The 17,078-nt window shown below is 72.3% G+C and carries 18 protein-coding genes and 1 tRNA gene; 8 read left to right on the top strand and 11 right to left on the bottom strand.

Annotation, left to right across the window (positions count from 1 at the left end; genetic code table 11):
• Nucleotides 1-66: 66 nt before the first annotated feature.
• The gene (locus tag IE200_RS01410; protein WP_191277564.1) at nt 67-279 is read left to right on the top strand and encodes a DUF6458 family protein; all 213 of its coding nucleotides are present in this window, start codon (nt 67-69) and stop codon (nt 277-279) included.
• On the opposite strand, the gene IE200_RS01405 is transcribed toward IE200_RS01410, so the two are convergent.
• The 5 genes from IE200_RS01405 to IE200_RS01385 form a co-directional block, all read right to left on the bottom strand.
• Nucleotides 274-879, bottom strand: a complete 606-nt coding sequence (locus IE200_RS01405) for a response regulator transcription factor (protein WP_191277563.1) — start codon at nt 877-879, stop codon at nt 274-276. The genes IE200_RS01410 and IE200_RS01405 overlap by 6 nt on opposite strands.
• Nucleotides 876-1,934 carry a sensor histidine kinase gene (locus tag IE200_RS01400; protein ID WP_191277562.1) on the bottom strand — a complete coding sequence of 353 codons (1,059 nt, stop codon included), beginning with the start codon at nt 1,932-1,934 and terminating at the stop codon, nt 876-878. The genes IE200_RS01405 and IE200_RS01400 overlap by 4 nt, the downstream gene beginning before the upstream one ends.
• Nucleotides 1,931-2,746, bottom strand: a complete 816-nt coding sequence (locus IE200_RS01395; RefSeq protein ID WP_229855946.1) for an ABC transporter permease — start codon at nt 2,744-2,746, stop codon at nt 1,931-1,933. Before IE200_RS01395 ends, IE200_RS01400 begins: the two co-directional genes overlap by 4 nt.
• Nucleotides 2,743-3,612 (bottom strand): ABC transporter ATP-binding protein, encoded by an 870-nt coding sequence (locus tag IE200_RS01390; RefSeq protein ID WP_191277561.1) that lies wholly within the window; start codon nt 3,610-3,612, stop codon nt 2,743-2,745. Before IE200_RS01390 ends, IE200_RS01395 begins: the two co-directional genes overlap by 4 nt.
• A gap of 201 nt (nt 3,613-3,813) precedes the next feature.
• A complete protein-coding gene (locus IE200_RS01385; RefSeq protein ID WP_191278120.1) occupies nt 3,814-5,688 on the bottom strand; it encodes an acyl-CoA dehydrogenase in 1,875 nt (624 codons plus the stop codon).
• Between the two features lie 231 nt (nt 5,689-5,919).
• Between IE200_RS01385 and IE200_RS01380 the strand changes: the two genes are divergently transcribed.
• Entirely contained in the window at nt 5,920-6,378 is a 459-nt protein-coding gene (locus IE200_RS01380) for an RrF2 family transcriptional regulator (RefSeq protein ID WP_191277560.1), read from the top strand.
• Nucleotides 6,379-6,431: 53 nt separating this feature from the next.
• On the opposite strand, the gene IE200_RS01375 is transcribed toward IE200_RS01380, so the two are convergent.
• From IE200_RS01375 to IE200_RS01350, 6 genes are all read right to left on the bottom strand, one after another.
• On the bottom strand, nt 6,432-6,968 hold the full coding sequence (locus tag IE200_RS01375; protein ID WP_191277559.1) for a hypothetical protein: 537 nt from the start codon (nt 6,966-6,968) through the stop codon (nt 6,432-6,434).
• A gap of 73 nt (nt 6,969-7,041) precedes the next feature.
• Nucleotides 7,042-7,674 (bottom strand): DUF2461 domain-containing protein, encoded by a 633-nt coding sequence (locus IE200_RS01370; protein ID WP_191277558.1) that lies wholly within the window; start codon nt 7,672-7,674, stop codon nt 7,042-7,044.
• 1 nt (nt 7,675) lies between these two features.
• The gene (locus IE200_RS01365; protein ID WP_191277557.1) at nt 7,676-8,782 is read right to left on the bottom strand and encodes a hypothetical protein; all 1,107 of its coding nucleotides are present in this window, start codon (nt 8,780-8,782) and stop codon (nt 7,676-7,678) included.
• Between the two features lies 1 nt (nt 8,783).
• Nucleotides 8,784-10,049 carry a cysteine peptidase family C39 domain-containing protein gene (locus IE200_RS01360; RefSeq protein WP_191277556.1) on the bottom strand — a complete coding sequence of 422 codons (1,266 nt, stop codon included), beginning with the start codon at nt 10,047-10,049 and terminating at the stop codon, nt 8,784-8,786.
• Nucleotides 10,050-10,254: 205 nt separating this feature from the next.
• Nucleotides 10,255-10,330: transfer RNA gene (locus IE200_RS01355), tRNA-Gly, on the bottom strand.
• A 41-nt stretch (nt 10,331-10,371) separates the two neighbouring features.
• Entirely contained in the window at nt 10,372-11,133 is a 762-nt protein-coding gene (locus tag IE200_RS01350) for an SGNH/GDSL hydrolase family protein (RefSeq protein WP_191277555.1), read from the bottom strand.
• Between the two features lie 80 nt (nt 11,134-11,213).
• Between IE200_RS01350 and dcd the strand changes: the two genes are divergently transcribed.
• From dcd to IE200_RS01320, 6 genes are all read left to right on the top strand, one after another.
• Nucleotides 11,214-11,789, top strand: coding sequence for a dCTP deaminase (gene dcd / locus IE200_RS01345; protein ID WP_191277554.1), 576 nt, complete (start codon nt 11,214-11,216; stop codon nt 11,787-11,789).
• Nucleotides 11,790-11,940: 151 nt separating this feature from the next.
• Complete coding sequence (locus IE200_RS01340) at nt 11,941-12,996, top strand: iron-siderophore ABC transporter substrate-binding protein (RefSeq protein WP_191277553.1); 1,056 nt, start codon at nt 11,941-11,943, stop codon at nt 12,994-12,996.
• Between the two features lie 32 nt (nt 12,997-13,028).
• A complete protein-coding gene (locus tag IE200_RS01335) occupies nt 13,029-14,051 on the top strand; it encodes a FecCD family ABC transporter permease (RefSeq protein WP_191277552.1) in 1,023 nt (340 codons plus the stop codon).
• 1 nt (nt 14,052) lies between these two features.
• A complete protein-coding gene (locus tag IE200_RS01330) occupies nt 14,053-15,126 on the top strand; it encodes a FecCD family ABC transporter permease (RefSeq protein ID WP_229855945.1) in 1,074 nt (357 codons plus the stop codon).
• Nucleotides 15,123-15,986 carry an ABC transporter ATP-binding protein gene (locus tag IE200_RS01325; protein WP_191277551.1) on the top strand — a complete coding sequence of 288 codons (864 nt, stop codon included), beginning with the start codon at nt 15,123-15,125 and terminating at the stop codon, nt 15,984-15,986. Before IE200_RS01330 ends, IE200_RS01325 begins: the two co-directional genes overlap by 4 nt.
• Entirely contained in the window at nt 15,983-16,933 is a 951-nt protein-coding gene (locus IE200_RS01320) for a siderophore-interacting protein (protein ID WP_229855944.1), read from the top strand. Before IE200_RS01325 ends, IE200_RS01320 begins: the two co-directional genes overlap by 4 nt.
• Nucleotides 16,934-17,078 lie beyond the last annotated feature (145 nt).

Genomic DNA, 17,078 nt, shown 5'->3' with positions numbered 1-17,078 from the left:
GCCGGGAGGGACCAGCTCCCTGCCGGTCGCACCCGCCCCGCGGGCCACCTCGTCGAAGGAGTCGTCATGGGTATCGGAATCGGCATCCTCCTGCTCGTCATCGGCTTGATCCTGCTCTTCGCCATCAAGGAGTTCCCTGCCTCGGTCCAGGAGGTCGTCGACCCGGGCACCGTCGGCTGGATCCTCGTCATCGCGGGTGTGCTCGCGCTGGTGCTCGGCCTCGTGATGAACAATCAGCGCTCCAGGAGCACCCACGTGGAGGAGCGCCGCGAGCTATAGCCAGCCGCGGTCCCGGGCGATCCGCGCCGCCTCGCTGCGGGTGGTCGCGCCGGTCTTCCCGATCGCCGCGGACAGGTGGTTGCGGACCGTGCCCTCGGAGAGGTGCACCCGAGCCGCGATGGCGGCGACCGGTGACCCGTCCAGGGCGTACGTCAACAGCTCGCTCTCGCGGCCGGTGAGCGGGCTCGGACCGTCGACCAGCGACTCCGCGGCGAGCTCGGGGTCGATGACCCGCAACCCGGCGTGCACGCGGCGCACGGCGTCGGCGAGCTGGCGCGCGGGCGTGTCCTTGACGACGAACCCCGACGCGCCGGCCTCGATCGCGCGGCGTACGTAACCCGGTCGGCCGAACGTCGTCACGACGAGCGAGCGCACCCCTGGCAGCTCGCGGCGTACGGCGGCAGCGGCGTCGATGCCGTTGAGGCCGGGCATCTCGATGTCGAGCAGGCACACCTCGGCCCCGGAGGTGCGTGCGGCGTCGACGACCTCGTCTCCCCGGCCGACCTGGGCGACGACCTCGAGGTCGGACTCCAGGTCGAGCAGAGCGGCCAGCGCCCCGCGCACGAGCGCCTGGTCGTCGGCGAGCAGCAACCGGATCACGGCAGCGCCACCTCGACCCGCGTGCCGGGGTCGGCCGGTCCGATGCTGAGCGTCCCGTCGGCGCCGGCGACCCGTTCACGCATGCCGCGCAGCCCGTTGCCCTCGGCGCCGTCGCAGCCCGCGCCGTCGTCGGTGACGGCGATCCCGCGGGGGCCGAGCTCGATCACCACCGAGCGCGCCCGCGCGTGGCGTACGACGTTGGTGACCGACTCGCGCAGCACCCAGGCCAGCAAGGCCCGGTGCCGCGGGTCTGTGTCGGCGACGCTGCCCTCCACCCGCGTCGTGACGCCCGCATCGGCGAGGACCCGGGGCGCGGCCGCGAGCTCGGCCTCGAGGTTGCCGGCGCGCAGCCCGCCGACGGTGGCCCGCACCTCGGCGAGGGCCTGGCGTGCGGTGGCCTGGATCGACTCGAGCTCGGCCTTGGCGCGGGCGGGGTCGAGGTCGATGAGGCGGGCGGCGAGCTCGGCCTTCACCGAGAGCGCGGTGAGGGAGTGCCCGAGCACGTCGTGCACGTCGCGCGCGACCCGCTCGCGCTCGGCGACGATGGCGTGCTCGCCGCGGGCAGCGTAGGCGAGCTGCTCGCGCTCGCCGAAGATCCGCAGCATCACCCCGCCGATCATGACCGGCCAGAGCATCAGGAAGAAGAAGGTCGGGAAGCCGTCGATGTCGAGCAGCGACAGCAGCGGGAACGCCGCCCAGAGGCCCACCGCCCACTTCCAGGCCGGCCGCGGCAGCCTGAGCGCCGAAAGGATCGCGAGGTAGGGCGTGAACGAGATGATCCCGATCCCGATCACCGGTGCGGTGGCCAGCGCGAGGACGACCATCGCGCCGAGCGCCCACCACGGATCGAGGCGGGAGGAGTAGCCCAGCACGTTGGCCACCGCGAACCCGGCGATGCAGAGGAAAGCCCCCACCGTGGCCGCCACCGACACCTCGGACTCCGCGACGGCGATGATCGGGAAGGTGAGGAAGACCAACCAGATGGCGGCGAAGGCCCACCCCCACTTCTCCCAGGGGTTGTCGGGCAGCGGTTCGGCGTCGCAGGAGGTGGTCACGTGCGCGCCCGGCTCCGGCGTACGCCCCACAGCGCCACCAGGCCGAAGATCACCGTCCACGCGAGCACGTTAGCGACCGGCAGCCACAGCGGGTCGCGGCCACCCACCGGCAGCCACCCGTCGGTGAGCGGGAAGCGGGCCAGGGCGACGTAGCCGTAGAGGGGAGTGAACCGGCCGAGGTCGAGCATGAAGCCGCTCATCGGCGTGAACACGTTGCCGAGGAACGCCAGGATGACGATCATCCCCGACGCGATGCCAGGCGCGTTGGGGCCGCGGAAGGCGAGGCAGACCGCCAGGCCGTAGACCGCGAAGTGGACCGAGCCGAGCCACACCAGCGCCCCGGCGAGCACCCAGTCCGACCAGTGGCCCCGGGCGCCGGTGGCGGCACCGATGGCGAAGATGGCGAGCACCGGGACGGCGGCGACGGCCATGGCGACCGCCGCCTTCGCGGCCACGAACGCGACCGGACGCATCGGCGTCAGGCCGAGCTGGCGGCCCCAGCCCATGACCTGCTCGGTGGCCGCGCTGCCCGCGACGCTCGTGGTCGCGGTGACCGCGCCGTAGGCGGCCATCGAGATCATCACGTACATCGCGACGTTGCCGCTGCCCACGGGGTCGGCGGACCCGATCCCGAAGACCAGGTACATGAAGGTCGGCAGACCGACGACGAAGAACATGCCGATCCGGTCGCGCAGCTGGCGGCGCAGGTCGAGGCGCGCGTAGGTGGCCATCCGCGGTCGCGGAGCAGGACGTACGCCGTCATCGGTGCGGGTGGCCGCGGCGCCGGTCCCGGCGCTGAGGGCGGTGGTCATCGTGCGGCTCCGATCGGCTGGTCGTCTGCGGTGAGGGCGAGGAACGCCGCCTCGAGGCTCGCGGCGGACACGTCGACGTCGGTGACGCCGAGGGGCTCGAGGGCGCGGTGCACCTGCCCCAGCCAGTCGGCGTCGATGCCGTCGGCGCCGACCGCCCCGGCCGGCGGGCGGAAGGTGAGGGTGCGTCCGCCGTACGCCGCCCGGACGTCGGTCGTCGGTGCGTCGTGGACGATCCGGCCGTGGTTCATCAGGACCGTCCGCTCGGCGAACTCGTCGGCCTCGGCGAGGTAGTGGGTGGCGAAGACGATCGTGCGACCGAGGGCGGCGTCGGCGCGCATCGCCTGCCAGAACTCCTGGCGCGCACCGACGTCCATGCCGGTGGTCGGCTCGTCGAGGACCACCAGGTCCGGGTCGGGCAGCAACGCCAGCGCGAACTTCAGCCGCTGCCGCTCGCCGCCCGAGAGCGCCTCCACCCGGCGCCCAGCCAGCTCGGCCAGGTGGGCCCGCTCGATGACGACCTCCACGCGGTCGGACCGGCCGTGAAGCGCGGCGATCGCCCGCACGGTCTCCGCGACGGTGAAGTCGTTGAGCAGGCCACCGGTCTGCATCACCGCGGACACGCGCCCCTGTCGTACGGCCTCGCCCGGCGAGGTGCCGTAGACCTCGACCGTGCCGGCATCGGGCGCCGTGAGGCCGAGCAGCATGTCGACCGTCGTGGTCTTGCCGGCGCCGTTGGGTCCGAGGAAGGCGACGATCTCGCCCGGGTGGACGGTCAGGTCGACGTCGTCGACGGCGAGCACGGGAGTGCCGTCGGCCTGGCGGAACTGCTTGCGCAGCCCGGTGGCGCGGATCGCTGGGGTGGTCATGGCGCCCAGCCTGTCGGCGAGCAGGCCTGGAGGCCTGACCGAGGTGTCACGTCCTGGCCGTGACACCCGTCATCACCCGCCGGGTCGCGGGCGCCCCCACACAGCTGTAACGCCGGGTTGGTGGCTCTACCCACCGTGATGCATCTGGGTGGGTAGTTGCACCAACCCGGCGTTACAGCGCGAGGTGCGGGGCTCAGACGATCAGAAGGACGCCTCGTCGAGGTCCATCAGGTCGAGGGTCGTCGCCTCGGCGATGGCCCGCTCGGCGCTGAGGCGGGGCAGGTTGGTCTGGGCGAAGAACTGCGCCGCCGCGACCTTGCCCTCGTAGAACGCCTTGTCCTTGTCAGACACCTCGCCGGCGAGCTTGTCGAGCGCGACCTCGGCCTGGCGCAGCAGCAGCCACGCGCAGACGACGTCGCCGAGCGCCATCAGCAGGCGGGTGGTGTTGAGCCCCACCTTGTAGATGTTGCGCAGCTCCTCGGCCGACGACATGAGGTCGTTGATCATGTGGCCGACGACCGCGTTGGCGTCCTCGAGCGCGGTGGCGAGCAGCGCCCGCTCGTTCTTGAGGCGACCGTTGCCGGCCTCGGAGGCGATGAAGCCCTCGATCTCCTTGGCCAGGTGGCCCAGGGCGCGGCCCTGGTCCTTGACGATCTTGCGGAAGAAGAAGTCCTGGCCCTGGATCGCGGTGGTGCCCTCGTAGAGGGTGTCGATCTTGGCGTCGCGGACGTACTGCTCGACCGGGTACTCCTGGAGGAAGCCGGAGCCGCCGAAGGTCTGCAGCGACTCGGTGCCGAGCAGCACCCACGAGCGCTCGGAGCCGTAGCCCTTGACGATCGGGAGCAGCAGGTCGTTGACCGCTGCCGCGAGGCGGGCCTCGTCGGAGTCGGCCGTGCCCTCGTGCTCGGCGATTATCACCTGGTCCTGCCAGGTGGCCGTGTAGAGCACCAGCGCACGCATCGCCTCGGCGAACGACTTCTGCGTCATCAGCGAGCGGCGTACGTCGGGGTGGTGGGTGATCGTGACGCGCGGCGCGGTCTTGTCGGCGGCCTGGGTGAGGTCGGCGCCCTGGACGCGCTCCTTGGCGTAGTCGAGGGCGTTGAGGTAGCCGGTCGACAGCGTCGCGATGGCCTTGGTGCCGACCATCATGCGGGCGTTCTCGATGACCTGGAACATCTGGGCGATGCCGTCGTGCACCTCGCCGAGCAGCCAGCCCTTGGCCGGCTCGCCGCCGCCGACCTGCGGGTCGCCGAAGGTGACCTCGCAGGTGTTGGAGACCTTGATGCCCATCTTGTGCTCGACGTTGGTGACGTAGACGCCGTTGCGCTCGCCGGTCAGCTCGCCGGTCTCGAGGTCGAAGTGGTGCTCAGGCATCCAGAAGAGCGAGAGGCCCTTGGTGCCCGGCCCGCCGACACCCTCGACGCCCTCGGGGCGCGCGAGGACGAGGTGCATGATGTTCTCGCTCATGTCGTGGGTGGCGCTGGTGATGAAGCGCTTGACGCCGGTGATGTTCCACGTGCCGTCGTCGTTGGGCGTGGCCTTGGCGCGGCCCGCGCCGACGTCGGAGCCGGCGTCGGGCTCGGTGAGGACCATCGTGCAGCCCCACTGGCGGTCGACCATGTGCTGGGCCACGGCCTTGTCGCGGTCGTTGCCGTTGCGGTGGAGGACGTTGGCGAACGCCGGGCCGGCGGCGTACATCCACACCGGGGCGTTGGCGCCGAGCACCATCTCGCCGATCGCCCAGACCAGCGACGCCGGGGCCGGGGTGCCGCCCATCTCCTCGAAGACCTGCAGGCGCCAGAACTCCGAGTCCATCCACGCCTGGTAGCTCGCCTTGAACGACTCGGGCACGGGAGCCGAGTGGGTCGCCGGGTCGAAGACCGGCGGGTTGCGGTCGCTGTCCTCGTAGGAGGCGGCCAGGTCCTCGCGGGAGAGGCGCTCGACCTCGCGGAGGATCTCGCGGGCGCTCTCGCCGTCGACCTCGCCGAACGGTCCGGTGCCGAGGACGGCGTCCCGGCCGAGCACCTCGAAGAGGTTGAACTCGATGTCGCGGAGGTTGGTCTTGTAGTGGCTCACTGCTTCCACCTGTCCAGGTTGCGTGCGGGTGTGGATCCGGGGTGTGGATCGGCACGACGAGCGCACGGGCTACTCGTCGGTAACAAAATGATGCCTCGCGATGGGCCGTCGCGCAACACGTTCGCCCGATGTCGCCAGTCACAGCACCCCGTCGGGCGGGTTGCGACGCTGCCCGGACCCCTGGCGACCGAGCGCCGGGAGGGTGTCGAGTGCGTCTGGCACACTGCCCGCATGCGTGTCTCCGCCAAAGCCGACTACGCCCTGCGCGCCCTCGTCGAGATCGCGGTCCGCAGCGACGGGGCCGCGGTGAGTGCCGAGCAGCTCGGCAAGGCCCAGGGCATTCCGCACAACTTCCTCCAGGCCATCCTCGCCGACCTCCGCCGCGCGGACATCGTGGTGTCGCAGCGCGGCCAGGCCGGTGGCTGGCGCTTCGCCCGCAAGCCGGCGACCGTCACCGTCGCCGACGTGATCCGCGCCGTCGACGGCCCCCTCGTCTCCGTCTACGGCCTGCGGCCCGAGGCGGTCGAGTACGACGAGTCGACCAAGGTCCTGCAGCACGTGTGGATCGCCGCCCGCAGCTCGTTGCGCGGGGTCTTCGAGCAGGTCACGATCCAGGACCTCGCCGACGGAACCCTGCCGGCCGCGGTGTCCGAGCTCACCGCGGACGAGGACGCCTGGCAGCCCCACTGACGCCCCCCGCTGGTCGAGGAGGTCGCGCAGCGACCGTCACGAGACCGAGGCGGTCAGGCAGCGAGCCGTCGGCCGGGCACTCGGCGGCGCCTCGCGATCCTGGCCGGGCGCCGGCCACGTCCGGCCTGCTGCTCGATCAGCGCGATTCGCGCGACCTGCGCGCCGAGCTGCTCGGCGGAGAGCAGCGAGGGCAGCACGTGCGGACGCCCCTCCGCGACGAGCGACGTCCACGCGACGGGAGGCTCGGTGGTGAAGCCGCTGGTCACGACCAGCACGACCCGGAAGCCGGCGAGCCCGTCGAGGGCGAGGGCGGCCTGCTCGGGGGCGGCGTCGAAGAAGTCCGGCATGCTGACGAAGCAGTCCGCCTTCGCCCTGCGGGCGCTGCGGCACAGCGACGCCCACGCGCCCTCGACGTGCTTGCGCCTGAGGCCCGCGGCCTTGTGGGAGCGGCGGATCTCGACGGCGGCGCGCTCGTGCGTGCCGGCCTCGGTCGCGGGCACGCAGACCCCGGCCCGGGCGAGCTCCTCGGTCATCGCGGCCACGTCCACCGTGTCGGGTCCGAGGTGCAGCAGGAACAGTCTCTTGGCCATGGCGCCAGCCTGCTGCCGCCCGGCGTCGCGGGCGTGAACGGCGGTCGTCGTACGCCGGAACGTCCCGCCGCGCTCAGTCGACGCGCGCGTCGCGCAGCCAGGTGACCAGTGGGCGCAGCGCCCGCCAGTCCGCGCGCACCCGGTCGACGAGTCCGGCGTCGATCGCGTCGGCCTCGAAGCCGTACGGCCGGCCGACGAACAGCTGCTTGCGGCGCAGCAGGTGGATCCTCGGGTGGTCGGCGTCGTAGCCGCGCGGGGAGGTCTTGAGCTGGTCCCCGCCGACCTCGAAGCCGTCCTTCTCGAGCTTCCTCAGGAGCCGGTCGAGCGCCGTGCCGGTCCTCTCCTCGGCCATCGACGCGCGGATCGCGGCGAGGTCCGACCCGTCCGCGTCGTAGAACCCCGCGCCGACGCGGGTGCCGCGCGGCGAGATCTCGAAGTACCACCCCGTGCGGGGGCCGGCGGCGACGAAGGCACCCTGATGGGTCTTGTAGGGGGTCTTGTCCTTGGCGAAGCGGACGTCGCGGTAGGGGCGGAACACCTTCGCCGTGCCGAACTCGGGCTCGAGCTCGGCCATCAGTGCCTTCATCGGCGCCTCGACCGACTCCTTCCACACGTGCTTGTGGGCCTCCCAGAAGGACTTGGTGTTGTCCATCTCGAGGTCGTCGTAGAAGTCGAGGGCGGCGACGGGGAATCCGGTGAAGCTCACGTCACCCGACGCTAGCCCACACCGTCTCGTCACCCTCCTCGCCGAAGGACGAGAGGCTCAGCACGCCACCCCCGCAGGCGGGTTCGCCGAGGAAGGCGTTGCCGACCGAAGCGGACTCGTACGCGATCTCCAGCGTGTGGTCCGGCGTCCACCGCATCAGCCGCGCGGGCTCGTCCGGGCCCTGCGGGTCGCGGACGAAGAAGACCGAGTCGCCGCAGGGCACGGCACTGCCGGTCACGCCGGGACCGAGGTCGAGGTACGCCCCGTCGGCCGACGCGCGGAACAGCGCCTCCTCGCGCCGGCGCGGCTTCGGCACCTCGGACCACACGGCTCCGTCGGCGGTGGCGGCCACGTCCCAGGCCGTGCAGTCGGCAGGGCCCTCGAGCGGTTGCGGCACGCCGCTGGCGTCGAGCAGGTTGACGGTGCGGCAGGCAACGGGGCGGGCGTCGTCGAAGGTCATGATCCCGACGCCGTGCTCGCTCGCCGTCAGGCCGGAGAAGCCCGAGCGCGCCGGTGCGCACCAGCCGTCCTCGCCGTTGTTGTCCGCGAGGGCGGCGGTGGCCAGGCAGTACGCCCGGCCGTCGCCGTAGGTCGGGTAGTAGAGGTCGCCGTCGGTCAGCGCCCAGGACCCGCCGCTGGCGGCGGCAGGGGAGACGACCTCGCCCTGCTCGCCGCTCGCGAGGTCGACGGTCACGACGGTGCTCGGCTCGGTCTCGGCCTGGTCCTGGCGCACGACCACGGCCCACGCGTCGCTCATCAGCACCTCGGAGATCGCGCGCCCGGGGCCGGCAGCGACCGTCACCGTCTCGTCGCCGCGCCCCAGCTCGACCTCGGTGCCGGACCGGCCGCGCACCGCCTCCCACTCCGGTCCCCGGACGTAGCGGGTCCCGGGCTCGACCCCGGCGTCCTGCCAGTCGAGGATCGCGGTGGTCGGCTCGGCGACGACGGGGTCGTCGACCGTCCCGCCCGTGGGACCGCCACTCGTCGAGGTGTCGGGTGTCGGCGCGCTGGTCGGCGCGGTCGTGGGCTCGTCGGGCTCCGGGGCGTCGGTCCCACAGGCCGTCAGGACGACGAGCAGCGCGAGCGCGGCGGGCGTACGGAGTCGCACCTCAGACCCCGATGTTGTGCTGGAAGTGATCGAGGTTGGCGCGGTAGGACCGGTAGGCGTTGCGCCACTGGACCCGGCCGATCGCCGGCTCGCTGGGGTCGAAGCGCGACTGGTCCCAGGGCTCGAACCAGCCGAGCTGCGGGGTGCCGCCGGGGTTCTGGTCGAAGCCGCGACCGACCTGGAAGTGGCCGCTCGCGTCGTCGTCGAGGTAGGGGTAGTACTGCTTGAGCAGCACCGGGTGCAGCACGACGGGCGCGCGGTAGTCGTGCACGTGCCGCATCATCAGGCGGTACCACTGCTTGAAGGTGAAGTCGCTGATGTCGACCACGACGTACGGCCCCGCATGGTCGGCGTCGTCGTAGTGCGTCTTGTTGTTGATCACGCGGACCATGTCGGTGATCGCGGTGCCGGCGGTGGTCGTGCCGAGGCGGCGGGCCCAGTAGGACTGGTTCTTGCGCTTCTCCTGCGACCCCCACCCGATGGCCTGCATCGCGGCCGGGCCGCACCAGTAGGTCGTGTTCTGCGCCTGGGCGACCTTGCTCGTGAGGATCTTGGAGCGCTCGGGGTAGGACCCGCCGAAGCCCCCGCGCGCCTGCACGTCCGTCGCGGCGACCTGGGAGGCGACCTCCGGGTGGCGCTCCGCGAACCCCTCGGGCAGCGGGACCCCCTGGACCTCGTGGCGCAGCAGCCACACCTTGCCGACGGACCGGGCGGCCGTCGTGAGCTCGGCGGTCTCGGCCTCGATGCGCTCCTCCTCCGTACGGCGGGACGCGCGGGCGAGCAGACCGTCGGCGTCGAGGTCGCCGGTGCGCTCGCGCTCGAGCCGCGGGCGGGTCTCGAGCCGGGCGGCGAGGGCCTCGGCGGACTGGTTCGTCCAGCCGAAGCCGAGGCAGTAGCGCTGGCCCTCGAAGGTGGCGCACCGTACGGCCGCGCGCGCCCGCGCCGTACGCCCCTGCGCGCTGCCGAGGGCGGCGCCCTCCGCGACCACACGGTCGATCTCGGCCCGCATCCGGGCGGTGAGCCGACCGCGGCCGACCGCGCCCGGGGCGCCGGTGGACTCGCCGGCTGGTGCGATCGCGCCTTCGTCGCGCTGACCGCCGTCGGGCAGCAGCGGGACGGCGCCGAGGGTGAGGGCCAGGGCGGCCGCGGCGATGGTCGCGGGGTGGCGCCAGAACGGGCGCCCGCGGTCGCCGTCGGCGATCTGGTGGGCGAGCTGGGGCGGGAGGCGGCGGGGGCGGAGGCTGGCGGCGAGACGGGGAAGTGCCATGGGGGAAGAACCTTCGATCCGAGAAAGACGGACGCCTCACTGTCCTCTCTGGCCACAGAAGACGCAAGTCTCACTTGTGTCCCACTCCGCGAGCGGGCACTTCGTGCCCGTCAGGATCGCCGAGCCGGCACTTCGTGCGCGAGGACGGGCACGAATCGCCCGGTCGAGCTCGCGGACGGGCACGAAGTGCCCGCTCACGTGTAGTTGGAGCGGATGACGAGACTCGAACTCGCGACATCGACCTTGGGAAGGTCGCGCTCTACCAACTGAGCTACATCCGCATGCCGTCCGAGGACAGCGGGGCGAACGATACCGGACCGGCTCAGCCGACGCGCGAGAGCCCCGGCCGCTTCGGCGTGACGGTGTCACCGGAGGATCGTCCGGTGAGCCGACGGTGCACCCACGGGACCAGGAACTCGCGGGTCCACTGGGCGTTGGCGGCCCAGGTGTCGCGACGCCCGAGGACGGGGAGCGGCTCGATCGTGACGGGCTCCAGCCCGTGCTCGACGCCGATGGCCTCAAGCACGGCGTGCGCCATGTGGGCGTGCCCAGAGCTGTTGAGGTGCATCCGGTCGGTGTCCATCGCGCCGGCGACCTCGATGTCACGCATGCGCCACATGTCGACGATGGTCGCGTCGTGGCGGTCGGCGATCTCGCGGACCCACTCGTTGAAGATCGCCATCCGTCCGCGCACGGGACCGTAGATGCCGCCGCCGCCGGGATCGAAGATCGTGAACATCACGACCCGCGCACCCGTCGCGGACAGGCGCGCGATCGCGTCGTCGTACGTCCGGGCGAGGGCGTCGAGGTCGACACGGGGTCGCAGCACGTCGTTGCCGCCGCCGTGGATGGTGACCAGGTCGGGCTCGAGCGCGACCGCGGTGTCGACCTGCTCCTCGACGATGGCAGCGAGCTTGCGCCCGCGGATCGCGAGGTTGGCGTAGCCGAAGTCGTCGGTCTGCCGGGCGAGCACCTCGGCGACACGGTCGGCCCAGCCACGCAGGCCGTTGGGCCGCGCCGGGTCGGGGTCGCCGACGCCCTCGGTGAAGGAGTCGCCCAGGGCGACGTAGCGGTGGAAGGTCACCGGACCATTGTCTCAAGTGGGTCTCGTGACCGGACTTCGTCCCTCCTCGACCGGAGGGCGCGAGCGCTAGGGTCGGCGACGTGCTGCTCTCTGACCGCGACATCACCGCTGAGATCGACGCCGGCCGGATCGCCCTCGACCCGTGGGATCCCGCGATGATGCAGCCGTCCAGCGTCGACGTACGTCTCGACCGGTTCTTCCGGGTCTTCGAGAACCATCGCTACCCCCACATCGACCCGGCCGCCGACCAGTCCGAGCTCACCCGTGAGGTCGAGCCGGAGGGCGACGAGCCGTTCATCCTGCACCCCGGGGAGTTCGTCCTCGGGTCGACGTACGAGGTGGTGTCGCTGCCCGACGACATCGCCGCGCGCGTCGAGGGCAAGTCGTCGCTCGGGCGCCTCGGCCTCCTCACCCACGCCACCGCCGGCTTCGTCGACCCCGGGTTCTCCGGCCACGTGACGCTCGAGCTGGCCAACGTCGCGACCCTGCCGATCAAGCTCTACCCGGGCATGAAGATCGGTCAGTTCTGCTTCTTCCGGCTCTCCTCGCCGAGCGAGCACCCCTACGGCTCGGAGAAGTACGGCTCGCGCTACCAGGGCCAGCGCGGACCCACGCCGAGCCGGTCGTTCCAGGGGTTCCACCGCACGCAGATCTGAGGCGGGTCTCGACCCGCTCGCTGCGCTCGCTGCTCGACCAGTGGGACGTCCACTCCGCGGATTAGGTCACGCCCGTGTGACGTAATTGGGCGATGTGTGGTTAGGCTTGCCTTAGTTAGCCTTGCCTCACCACGTCCGACGGAGTTCCCTGATGAAGCTCAACCTCGCCGCGCCCGCCGCGGCCGCTGCCACCCTGCTCGTCGCCGCCCTCGCCGGCTGCAGCACCGGGTCGACCAGTGCCACCGACGCGGGCGCCGAGCCGACCACCACCACCTCGGTCGACGCCGACGCCTTCCCGGTGACGATCGAGCACGCGCTCGGCGAGACGACGATCGAGTCCGAGCCGACCCGCGTCTTCGCCCTGGGCTACGCCGAGGGCGACTACCCGCTGTCGCTGGGCGTCGTCCCGGTCGGTGCCGACAAGATCGAGTACGCCGGCAACGAGAACTTCTCCTCGGACTGGTTCGACGAGGCGCTCGCCGAGATCGACGGCGCCGAGCAGCCGGAGCGCTTCAGCACCGCCGACGGCGTGCCGGTCGACGAGATCGTCAAGCTCCAGCCGGACCTGGTGACCGCGACGCAGTCCGGCATCACGCAGGAGGAGTACGACAAGCTCACCGAGGCCGGCATCCCGGTCGTCGCCTACCCCAACGCGCCCTACAACACCACGTGGCAGGAGTCGCTGGAGATGGTCGGCCAGGCGCTCGGCCGCTCCGCGCTGGCCGAGGAGGTCAAGGCCGAGACCGAGCAGGCCATCGCCGACACCGCTGCCGAGTACCCGCAGCTCGAGGGCAAGACCTTCACGTTCGCCGGTCCCAACGCGGACCCGTCGTCGTTCTACGTCTACACGTCGATGGACAACCGCCCGCGCCTGCTCGTCGAGCTCGGCATGGAGAACTCCCCGCTGGTCGAAGAGCGCAGCGAGCCCGGCCAGTTCCTCTTCAACGTCTCCGCCGAGCGCACCGAGCAGCTCGACGCCGACGTCTTCCTCACCTACGCCACCTCCGAGGACAACGTCGAGGAGCTCGCCGACGACCCGCTGTTCCAGCAGATCCCGGCCGTGGCCGACAACCGCTGGTACGCCACGGTCGACGTGACCGAGGCGGTCGGCTTCTCGGCCCCCTCGCCGCTGTCGCTCCCGACCGCCCTCGAGCGCTACATCCCCAAGGTCGCTGCGGCGGTCGACGGCGACGGCTCCACCCCCTGAGCCGGGACTGACCCAGAGGACCGACGTACGCCATGGCGACCACCACGACCGAGCTGATCCAGCCCGACCGGCTGCGGAGCTCCTCCGCGGCCGGGCCGGCCACGGCCTACGCCGTGATGCTCGGGCTCCTGGTGGTGGCCGCCGTCGCGTCGGTCCTCATCGGCTCGCGCCTCATCTCGCCGACGGCGATCCTCGAGGCCGGGCCCGACCGGACCGTGGTGGAGATCCGGGCCGTACGCACCGCGATGGGCGTGCTCGCCGGGGTCGCGCTCGGCCTCGCCGGCGCTTGCATGCAGGGCCTCACCCGCAACCCGCTGGCCGATCCGGGCATCCTGGGCGTCAACGCGGGGGCCGCGCTCGCGATCGTGCTCGGCATCGCCCACCTCGGCGCGGGCGGCATGGCCGCCTACGTCGTCCTCGGCCTCGTCGGCGCCGCGGTCGCGTCGCTGGCCGTGCACGCCATCGCCGGCATCGGTCGTGACGGAGCGACGCCCGCGAAGCTCACGGTCGCCGGCGCTGCGTTCGCTGCGGCAGCCAGCAGCTGGACCGTCGCAGTCCAGCTGGTCGACCAGACGGCGCTCGACGTCATGAGGCGCTGGCAGGTGGGCTCCATCGGCGGCCGCCCGTGGGACCTCGTCGCCTCTCTCGCCCCCGTCTTCCTCGTCGGCACGGTCCTCGCCCTCGCGCTCAGCCGTACGCTCAACGCCCTCGCCCTCGGCGAGGAGATGGCAACGGGTCTGGGGCGCCACACCACCCGCGACCGGGTCTTCGTCGGGATCGCGATCGCGCTGCTCGCCGGCACCGCCACCGCCGCCGCGGGCCCTATCGCCTTCGTCGGCCTGATCGTGCCGCACCTCGTCCGTACCCGCACCGGCTCCGACCACCGCCACCTGCTGCCGCTGAGCGCGGGCTACGGCGCGGTGCTGGTGCTGGTGGCCGACACCGTGGGCCGCGTCGTGCTGCCGCCCTCGGAGGTGCAGGTCGGGATCATGACCGCGGTCGTCGGCGTGCCGTTCTTCCTGCTCCTGGTCCGCCGCGGCCGGATGGGACTGTGACGTGAGCGCCCCCACGATGCCGGTGGCCACCGCCCGTGCCGAGCAGCCCGAGCCGCCGAAGGTCCGTCCGGACCTGCGTACGGCCACGCGACGCCCGCGCCGTCGCCGCCGGCTCGTCCTCGTCGGGCTGGCGCTGGCCCTGGTCGCGGCGTTCGCCGTCCGCGTGCTGCTCGGTGACTACACCTTCACCATCCCCGACTTCTTCCGGATCCTGTTCGGCGAGCAGATCCCGGTGTCCACGTTCATCCTGATGGAGACGAAGCTGCCGCGCGCGGTGCTCGCCGTCCTCGTCGGACTCGCGTTCGGCGCTGCCGGCTCGCTCTTCCAGATGCTGCTGCGCAACCCGCTGGCCAGCCCCGACATCGTTGGCGTCAGCCTCGGCGCGAGCGCCGCGGGCATCTTCGCCCTGCTCACCCTCGGCCTGCGCGACGGCGCAGTCTCGCTCTTCGCCGTCATCGGCGCGGTGCTCATCTCCGGCGTCGTGCGCTGGGTGGCCGGCACCACCGGCGGCTACCGGCTCGTCCTCGTGGGTGTCGGCGTGGCCGCGGCCATGGTCTCGGTCGTGCAGTACCTCCTCGCCCGCTCCAACACCTGGGACGTCCAGCTCGCGCTGCGGTGGCTCGTCGGCAGCCTCAACAACGTCCCCTGGTCCACCATCGGGCTGCTCGCGGTCGCCCTGCTCGTGCTGCTGCCGACGCTGGCCGTGATGGCCCGCTCGCTCGAGGCCCTCGAGCTCGGCGCCGACGCCGCGGCAGGCCTGGGCACCGGACGTCACCGCACCGACGCCCTACTCCTCGTGGGCGTGCTGCTCACCGCGGTGGGGGTGGCCGCCGCCGGCCCTGTCGCCTTCGTCGCCTTCATGGCGGGCCCGATCGCCCGCGCCCTGATGGGCGGACGGCACAGCCTGCTCGCCGGCGCCCTCGTCGGCGCCGTGCTGATGCTGCTCGCCGACCACACCGCGGCGTACCTCGTCCCCGACGTGGTGCTGCCCGTCGGGATCGTCACCGGAGCGGTCGGCGGACCGTTCCTGCTCTGGCTGCTGGCACGCGGCGCCGCCACCGGGAGGACCGGATGACCCACCACACGAGCAGGCTGCTCACCCAGGACCTGACCCTCGGCTACGGCGAGCGCCGGGTCGTCCGCGAGGTCAGCGTCGCGATCCCCGACGGCGCGATCACCGTCGTCGTCGGCCCCAACGCGTGCGGCAAGTCCACGTTGCTCAAGGGACTGGCGCGACTCGTACGCCCCCAGGGCGGCACCGTCCTGCTCGACGGCGAGCAGATCCACCGCCGGCCGACCAAGGAGGTCGCCAAGGTCCTCGGCCTCCTCCCGCAGAACCCGATCGCCCCCGAGGGCGTCGTCGTCGCGGACCTCGTCGGCCGCGGCCGGCACCCGCACCAGGGCGTCTTCACCCGCTGGACCGCGGAGGACCGCGCCGCCGTGGAGGAGGCGATGGTCCTCACCGACACCTACGACCTCGCCGACCGCGCGGTCGACGAGCTCTCGGGCGGCCAGCGCCAGCGCGTGTGGATCGCGATGGCACTCGCCCAGGGCGCCGACCTGCTCCTGCTCGACGAGCCGACCACCTACCTCGACGTCGCCCACCAGGTCGAGATGCTCGACCTGCTCGCCGAGCTCAACACCCGTCGCGGCACCACGATCGCGATGGTGCTCCACGACCTCAACCTGTCGGCCCGCTACGCCGACCACCTCGTCGCCCTGCACGACGGGCGGATCGTCGCCGAGGGCACCCCGGACGAGGTCGTCACCGAGGAGGTCGTGCGCACCGTGTTCGGCCTCGACAACCGGGTCGTGCAGGACCCCGTCTCGCACACCCCCCTCGTCGTTCCGGTCGGGCGCCACCGCCCGCGGCGCCCCGTCGCACCCGACCCCCAGGCCGACCAGGCCACCGCCACCAGCCAGGAGAACCGATGACCGTGACCGCCAGCTCGAAGAAGGCCGTCCTGCCCATGCTCTTCACCGAGGTCGAGGTGGTGTCCGTCGAGCGGCTGACCCCGACCTTCGTCCGGGTCGAGCTCGGCAGTCCCGAGCTCGCCGACTACGGCGTCGACGGCACGCGCTGGGACCAGCGCATCAAGCTCGTCTTCCCCGACCCGGAGACCGGCGGCATCACCTCGACCGAGGGTGCCGACGACACGTGGTTCTCGACGTGGATGGAGCGCTCCGCGGCCGAGCGCGGCCACATGCGGACGTACACGATCCGCGACGTACGGGGCGCCGGCGCCGCCACCACCCTCGTCGTCGACATGGTCCTGCACCTCGAGGGGGACCTCGTCGGGCCCGGCTCGACCTGGGCGTCGCGGGCCACGGTGGGCGACCGCATCGTGCTGCTCGCCCCGCGGCGCGGGTTCCCCTACGGCGGGATCGAGTTCACCCCGGCCCCGGGCGCCAACCTGCTGCTCGTCGGCGACGAGACGGCGGTGCCGGCGATCTGCACGGTGCTCGAGCAGCTGCCCGCGGACGCCGTCGGCACGGCGTTCCTGGAGGTGCCGGTGGCCGGTGACGTCCAGTCCGTACGCGGACCGGCGGGCGTCGAGGTCGTGTGGCTTCCCCGCGACGGCCGCGAGCTCGGCGTCGCGCTGCACGACGCGGTCCTGGCCCACCTCGGCCTGCCGGCCGACGCCGTCGAGGTCGCGCCCGACGAGGTGGACCCGGACCTGTGGGAGACGCCGTACTACTCCTCCTCCGGCGAGGAGGTGCCCGGCGACGTGGCCGGGGCGGGCGGGACGTACGCCTGGATCGCCGGCGAGTCGAAGGTCGTCACCGGCCTGCGCCGGCACCTGGTCAACGAGCTGGGCTTCGACCGGCGGCAGGTGGCCTTCATGGGCTACTGGCGTCGCGGCGTGGCGATGAAGTCCTGAGATCCTCTGCGGGCAACGGCCACCGGAGCCCGGGCGGCTCAGCGGCGCCGGGGGGCGCGGGGGGAGTAGCGCACGCGCTCGGCGATGCGGTGACGGGCGATCAGCTCGATGTCGGTGAACGAGTCGTACATGGTGGGTGCTCCTC

The organism is Nocardioides flavus (ex Wang et al. 2016) (genome assembly GCF_014653115.1).
Lineage (GTDB): Bacteria > Actinomycetota > Actinomycetes > Propionibacteriales > Nocardioidaceae > Nocardioides > Nocardioides flavus.
Note: the sequence above shows the minus strand (reverse complement) of the source record. Positions and strands in the feature narration are given on the sequence as shown.